Below are 5830 nucleotides of genomic sequence, written 5' to 3' on the forward strand. Positions count from 1 at the left end.
ACAAAGAAAAAAGCGTCTGCATGCTTGCGGGCAAGCTGCAGCGCTTTTCTGGAGGAGATATGAAAATTAAAAAAAGGAGCGGTGAACAACGCTTTGAAACACTATCAAATAAATCATTTTGGCTGAAATTCTTGATATTTTTCGGTTGCCTATTTCACGACATTTTTTCAAGAATTAAGAATGGTCAAGATTTCAGAGAGTACGGCCTAACATTGTACTGTGGTAGACAGGGAGCAGGGAAAACAATGGCAATGACCGAGTACTTGGAACGAATGCGGAAGAAGTATCCTAAAGCCATTATCTGTACGAATTTTGGCTACGTTCATCAAACCTTACCAATGACTGACTGGAAGCAGATTTTTACAGTTCGCAATGGTCTGGACGGTGTTATTTTTGCCATCGATGAGATCCAAAACGAATACAACTCGGCCAGCTGGAAGAACTTCCCAGAGGGTTTGTTGGCAGAGATTACACAACAACGGAAACAGCGTATAAAAATTGTTGGCACATCCCAGGTATTTACCAGGGTTGTGAAACAGCTTCGAGAACAGACATTTGAGGTTGTAGACTGTCGCACCCTTGCAGGCCGTTGGACTTTTACCAAAGCATTCGACGCAGAAGAATACAATGCAGTTTGTGACCGCCCAGAAGTGAAAATGAAACTTCGTAGACTTTGGCGGAAGAATTTTGTGCAGACAAAACGACTTCGAGAACTGTATGACAGTTACGCTAAAATTGAGCAGCTAACAAAAGAGTTAGAGAGCTAAAAAAGGGGCTGCAAGCCCCTTTTGAGAAAGCTCCGCAGGAGCTTTCTTCTTATCTTGATACTAATAGAAATAACTCACGGCGAAAAAATCAGTTAAAAAAGAGGGCTAAACCCTTGATATTACTGAGTTTTTGGACACAAAAAAAGCCTTGTTATTTGTGAAAGCTTTTGTTATAATTTAGGTGTTCAATCAAAATTATTTAGAAAGGTTTCACTGGATGGACAAGGTCTTTTCATCTTTTGTAATTACAGGTAAATTATAACATGGAGCATACCCAAAATCAAGCTCAAATACTCATAGATAAGAATTCTAAAGGCAAAAAAAGAGATTGGCGAGGTCGCAAGATTGCTAGTTTAAAATTGTCGGAAGTCTTTCAAAATTTGGACTACAAGGCGAGCATGGTCGAGCGTGTTTCATCATGTGCAGAAGCCTTACGATTTCATAAGCAACCAGACGGAAGATTGAAACTATACCAGGCTTACTTTTGTAAGAACAAATTATGCCAGATGTGTAACTGGAGGCGTTCAATGAAATATTCTTATCAAACGGCTTGCATAGTCAATGAAGCTATGAAGCAATTTCCGAAAGGTCGATTTCTATTTCTGACCCTTACAGTAAAGAATGTGCCAGGCTCTGAATTAAATGGCACATTAACGCAATTAACGAAGTCATTCGATAGACTTTTCAAGCGGAAGAAAGTACAGGCAAATTTACTGGGCTATCTTCGTTCAATAGAGGTTACTTACAACGAAGACAGAAAAGACTATCATCCACATATACACGTTCTATTGTTTGTTAGAGGGGCTTACTTTAATAGTAAAGCTAATTATTTAACTCAAGAAGAATGGGCAGAATTATGGGCAAAATCTCTCAAAGTTGATTATGTGCCAATGGTTGATATACGAGCAGTTAAGGACCAGGGCAAAGGGCTGCATGGTGCTATTCTGGAAACTGCAAAATATCCAACTAAACCATTTGAATTATCTTTAGAAAATGCTCAAGTAGTAGATGACTTGTACAACGGTCTATATCGCAAACGTCAATTGGGTTATGGTGGGCTATTCAAGGAAATCAAGAAGAAGCTAGCTCTTGATGATGCCGAAAATGGTGATTTGGTACATACTACAGACGATAGCGAAGTTTCGGACGGTACTAAAATTGTTGCGATCTGGAACGCAACAAAGCAAAACTATTTTATAAAATAATGAGGTTGCGTATGACAAGGGATATATATATTGCTCGTAAACTTTTTAAGTTGGATGATTTAAATGATAAGGTTAGAGAAATTGCTGTTGACCGAAATATTGAAGAATTAGAAGATTTGACCGCAATCATTGAAGAAACGATAACACAGTTAGCTAGAGCATTATGAGAATTGGCTGATATTGTAAAATGATTGCATAATTGGTAAAATCTGTTATACTATAAGCAAGCAAAGATATTCGTTAGAATATACCAAAGCCCCCAGGAATTGCCGTTCCTGAGGGCTTTTTTTACGTTCTCAAAAGAGATTAACGGGTAGGGCTAGCTATCGGTTAAGCTCATCATCTAACCACTTGCAAACGAAGTAAGCGACAACGTTAGCCACGATGTTGAGCAAGAGCTCTAGCAAGATATCCATCAGATTATACCTCCCTTCAAGTTATTCACTATTGGGGCAGATAGCACTACTATTTTATCATATTTTTACACGTGTAAAAATATTCGGTTATTAATGCCGACGTGGCATTCTCCAGGACAAAAAATGTTCGTTTTTTTTGGAAGCAGTGAACGTTTTATGTCGCGAAAGTTCATTGAAGACAAGCTGGGACAGATTAAACTAGAAATCGTGTTGGTGGGGCATTAGACCGACCAACAGACGATTTTCTAAGTTTAGTCCCAGGTTTCTTGTCGTCAATGAAACCGTGAAATAAATATATAAAATGCATAGACTAACCTAAGCAGTGCAATTTAACAAGAAATGGAACATTTTTTGTTAAATTGCTTTTTTTTTTTAGGAATTTTAATTTTTTTGCGAATAGATTAAGTGACCAGGAAAAAACACAAGGAGGTAAAAAATGAAAAATGATGTTTTAATTCTTGGAGCTCGTCCCTATGATTTTACCGATGAAAATACAGGTAAACAGATTGCAGGGGTTACTTTATGGGTACTGCCTTTTACAAATGAAGACCCGGCAAATCAAATTGGATTACTACCAGTCAAATATAGTTTGACACCGGAACAATTTGCAGTGATTGCCGGAGCGAGTTTTCCAGCTGTTGCAGAAATGCACATGCAGTTAAATATTGCTACTAAACGTATCAAGTTTGATCACTTTGAAAATATTCAGCCAGTAGATTTAGAAAAGGCTGCTTAATCAATGGAAGGGGTGTCTAGTGAAGAAATTGTCGGCTATAACAAGGCTCTCCTTGAAAAAATGGACCGACAAATTAAACTGAATGAAAACATTGAGAACGAACTCAAAAAGATAAATGAACGCTTAGAACAGACTGAAACGGCAAGAGTTGAAGCAGAAAAGCAAAAGCAAGCTGAAGAACAGGCAAGAATTGAGCGAGGGGAGCAGACTACTGAAGAAAAAAGCCTGACAGCCTTGGAAAATCTTACAAAGGTTATCCAGGAGCAACCCCCTTCCTCAGATGATGCTATTCTGAAAGAACTTAAAAAATTAAATTCTAGCTATTCCGAATTGAAAACCTCAGAAACAACGAAACAAGTTCAAAAACTAGTGACTACAATTTCTAAAGATTACGAGGGTATGAAATTACAAAACTCTGTGATTAATAGTTATGGACTAATTTTTATACCTGCTATCCTTTTATTTGTATTTCTCCATAATCTCCTAAAAGAATTTATTTGATACTTGTCCGAGGGGACGTTAAACACCTAAAATTAAAAATTTTTTAAGGAGGTAATCAAATGATTACAACAGATCTTATTCAGCCAGTAGTACAAGCAGTTACTAGCAATGTTACTGCTGTTGTTCCAGCTGGTCTATCTCTTCTTGCTTTATCGCTTGGAGTTAAATCAGTTCCTAAGATTATCAAGAGTTTCTTTTAATAATTTTTGGAAAAAGGGTACTTGTTTCAGCTTGTACCCTTTTTTGTTTAGGAGAACATGAATGAAAAGAATATTAAAAAAATGTCAAATATGGTTATGTATTATATTGCTTATCTTTGGTGCAGTTCATAAGCCTAAAACAGTTAAAGCCGATGCAGGTGTTCTAACTGGTGGCGGTATGGTTATAGCTACGTTAAATCCAGCAGTAATTCCTGTAGTGCTGATTGGGTTGGCAGCTTTCTTGTTGCTTGGTTACACAATCAGTAATTGGGATGAGATAGAAGCATTTGGGCAATCTGTTGCTAATGAGTTAGTTGCAATGGGGCATAGTGTTGGCGATTTTATTTCAGGTTCATCAGTTAAGGTTAATGATGTTTTTAAAACAGCGGTTAAGAACGTAGCAAATAAAACAGGCAATACGTTAGATAGATACAATCAAAGTGTTCATTATACAGGTGGTTTACAGGTTCATACAGGAACGTTTACTAATATTCGTATGTTGGTTGGAAGTGATACAGCTCAATTACAAGTAGGAACTAAACCAACTGGTTCAGGTTGGCTAGGAGGGGCTAGCATGAAATTTGTTGAGGGTAGAGATTATCTAGTACCTGCTATTACTGTAATCGTTGATGTAGCTCCAACCAATCTAAATTTAAAATTACAACGAAACGGAAGTGTTTATACAGATACAGAAATTATTCGAAATTCATCTGGTCAAATTGTGCAGTTAAGGAAAAGATTTTCAAATAGTGGAACTGCTCGAAACACCTTCAGCATTTATATTGAAGGTCCGTATGATAAGAGTTACACGGTTACAGGTGTATCGATACCAGAAATTGGTTTGGGAGAGCGGTCTAATGATAAGGTTTCGCTTGAAGGTGCCAAATCAACAGCAATTACTTCTCAGAAAGTTGATGAGTACGTTCAAACGGCTTTTCCAGATACTTCTACCACAGTCACATTTGATCAGAATGCAGATGTGACTGGTGCAACATTGGCAACTATTCCGACCATTTCAAATCACAATTTAACAGATACTCAAGTTCAGGACCTTACTAAAATTAAATCTGGAGTAGATACGGCAGTTAATACTGGAGCAGATACGGCAATAGATAGCATGACTGGGACAGCTTCGGCAGGTGTTGGAGCTGGCTGGGATTGGCTTTCAAAACTCTGGGAATGGCTTAAAAAGCTCTTAGATGCGATTTTAGGAATTCCTGCGGCTATCCTGGCAGGTTTGCAAGCCCTTTGGGATAGCTTGATTAAATGGCTGACAGACATCTGGACAGCTATCTCGGCTATTCCTGGAGCAATTTCTAAGGCTTGGACTGATGCTCTGACTTGGGCTTTTGGAGTTGACCAGGCCTGGTTAGATGCAAGGATTAAAAATCTAAGATTAGCATTCAATAGCAAATTCCCAAATATTCAAGCCTTTAATTACCGTTTTAGCGATAAGGCAGCATTTGATGATATTAGAATTACTCTACCAGGTTTCGGCACTCATGCAGTTGTGTCTGGAAGTGCTATGACGGCCTTTGCCGTCAAGGCTAAACCTTTCATTAGTGGCCTATTCTACTTGCTGACGGCTTTGTTTTTCATGCGGAAATTCTACAAGGTTTCGGAGGATTAAAAATGTTACAGGGTCTTATAGATATGTGTGTAGGCTTGTTAGAATGGCTTATCAGTTTAATTCCACGAATAACATTTTTTGAGGGATTTACTTCAGCAGTTTCTAGCATTTACGGAGTGTTATATGAGGCATCCGTAATCATTCCATTTTCAGATTTATTTATCTGTATCGGTGTCATTTCCGGCTTTTATGTGACTTTATTTGTCATTAAGTGTATCAACTGGATTGTTCACCGCATACCGATTTTGAATTAAATAAAACGACAAAGAAAAAAGCGTCTGCATGCTTGCGGGCAAGCTGCAGCGCTTTTCTGGAGGAGATATGAAAATTAAAAAAAGGAGCGGTGAACAACGCTTTGAAACACTATCAAATAAA

Annotated in this window: 7 protein-coding genes; all 7 read left to right on the forward strand. The window is 37.9% G+C overall.

Features of this window, described 5'->3' with window-relative positions:
* Positions 1–59: 59 nt before the first annotated feature.
* The 7 genes from C1E99_RS11550 to C1E99_RS11570 all read left to right on the forward strand — a co-directional run bounded on the left by C1E99_RS11550 (position 60) and on the right by C1E99_RS11570 (position 5455).
* A complete protein-coding gene (locus C1E99_RS11550) occupies positions 60–767 on the forward strand; it encodes a zonular occludens toxin domain-containing protein (protein WP_125184397.1) in 708 nt (235 codons plus the stop codon).
* 398 nt (positions 768–1165) lie between these two features.
* Positions 1166–1972, forward strand: a complete 807-nt coding sequence (locus C1E99_RS11555) for a protein rep (RefSeq protein ID WP_321166523.1) — start codon at positions 1166–1168, stop codon at positions 1970–1972.
* A gap of 11 nt (positions 1973–1983) precedes the next feature.
* On the forward strand, positions 1984–2139 hold the full coding sequence (locus C1E99_RS14725) for a hypothetical protein (protein WP_161497930.1): 156 nt from the start codon (positions 1984–1986) through the stop codon (positions 2137–2139).
* Positions 2140–2824: 685 nt separating this feature from the next.
* The gene (locus C1E99_RS11560) at positions 2825–3124 is read left to right on the forward strand and encodes a hypothetical protein (protein ID WP_105179946.1); all 300 of its coding nucleotides are present in this window, start codon (positions 2825–2827) and stop codon (positions 3122–3124) included.
* A 12-nt stretch (positions 3125–3136) separates the two neighbouring features.
* Entirely contained in the window at positions 3137–3625 is a 489-nt protein-coding gene (locus C1E99_RS11565) for a hypothetical protein (protein WP_153059675.1), read from the forward strand.
* Between the two features lie 59 nt (positions 3626–3684).
* Positions 3685–3825, forward strand: a complete 141-nt coding sequence (locus C1E99_RS14730) for a hypothetical protein (protein WP_161497924.1) — start codon at positions 3685–3687, stop codon at positions 3823–3825.
* 61 nt (positions 3826–3886) lie between these two features.
* On the forward strand, positions 3887–5455 hold the full coding sequence (locus C1E99_RS11570; RefSeq protein ID WP_105179992.1) for a hypothetical protein: 1569 nt from the start codon (positions 3887–3889) through the stop codon (positions 5453–5455).
* The last annotated feature ends 375 nt before the right edge of the window (positions 5456–5830 follow it).

It is taken from the genome of Streptococcus suis (genome assembly GCF_002964045.1).
GTDB classification, from domain to species: Bacteria; Bacillota; Bacilli; order Lactobacillales; family Streptococcaceae; genus Streptococcus; species Streptococcus suis_U.

Bases quoted from the DNA above. Each gene is read 5' to 3' on its own strand.
- C1E99_RS14730 (WP_161497924.1), top strand. From the start codon at position 3,685: ATGATTACAACAGATCTTATTCAGCCAGTAGTACAAGCAGTTACTAGC.
- C1E99_RS11570 (WP_105179992.1), top strand. From the start codon at position 3,887: ATGAAAAGAATATTAAAAAAATGTCAAATATGGTTATGTATTATATTG.
- C1E99_RS11550 (WP_125184397.1), top strand. From the start codon at position 60: ATGAAAATTAAAAAAAGGAGCGGTGAACAACGCTTTGAAACACTATCA.
- C1E99_RS11560 (WP_105179946.1), top strand. From the start codon at position 2,825: ATGAAAAATGATGTTTTAATTCTTGGAGCTCGTCCCTATGATTTTACC.
- C1E99_RS14725 (WP_161497930.1), top strand. From the start codon at position 1,984: ATGACAAGGGATATATATATTGCTCGTAAACTTTTTAAGTTGGATGAT.
- C1E99_RS11555 (WP_321166523.1), top strand. From the start codon at position 1,166: ATGGTCGAGCGTGTTTCATCATGTGCAGAAGCCTTACGATTTCATAAG.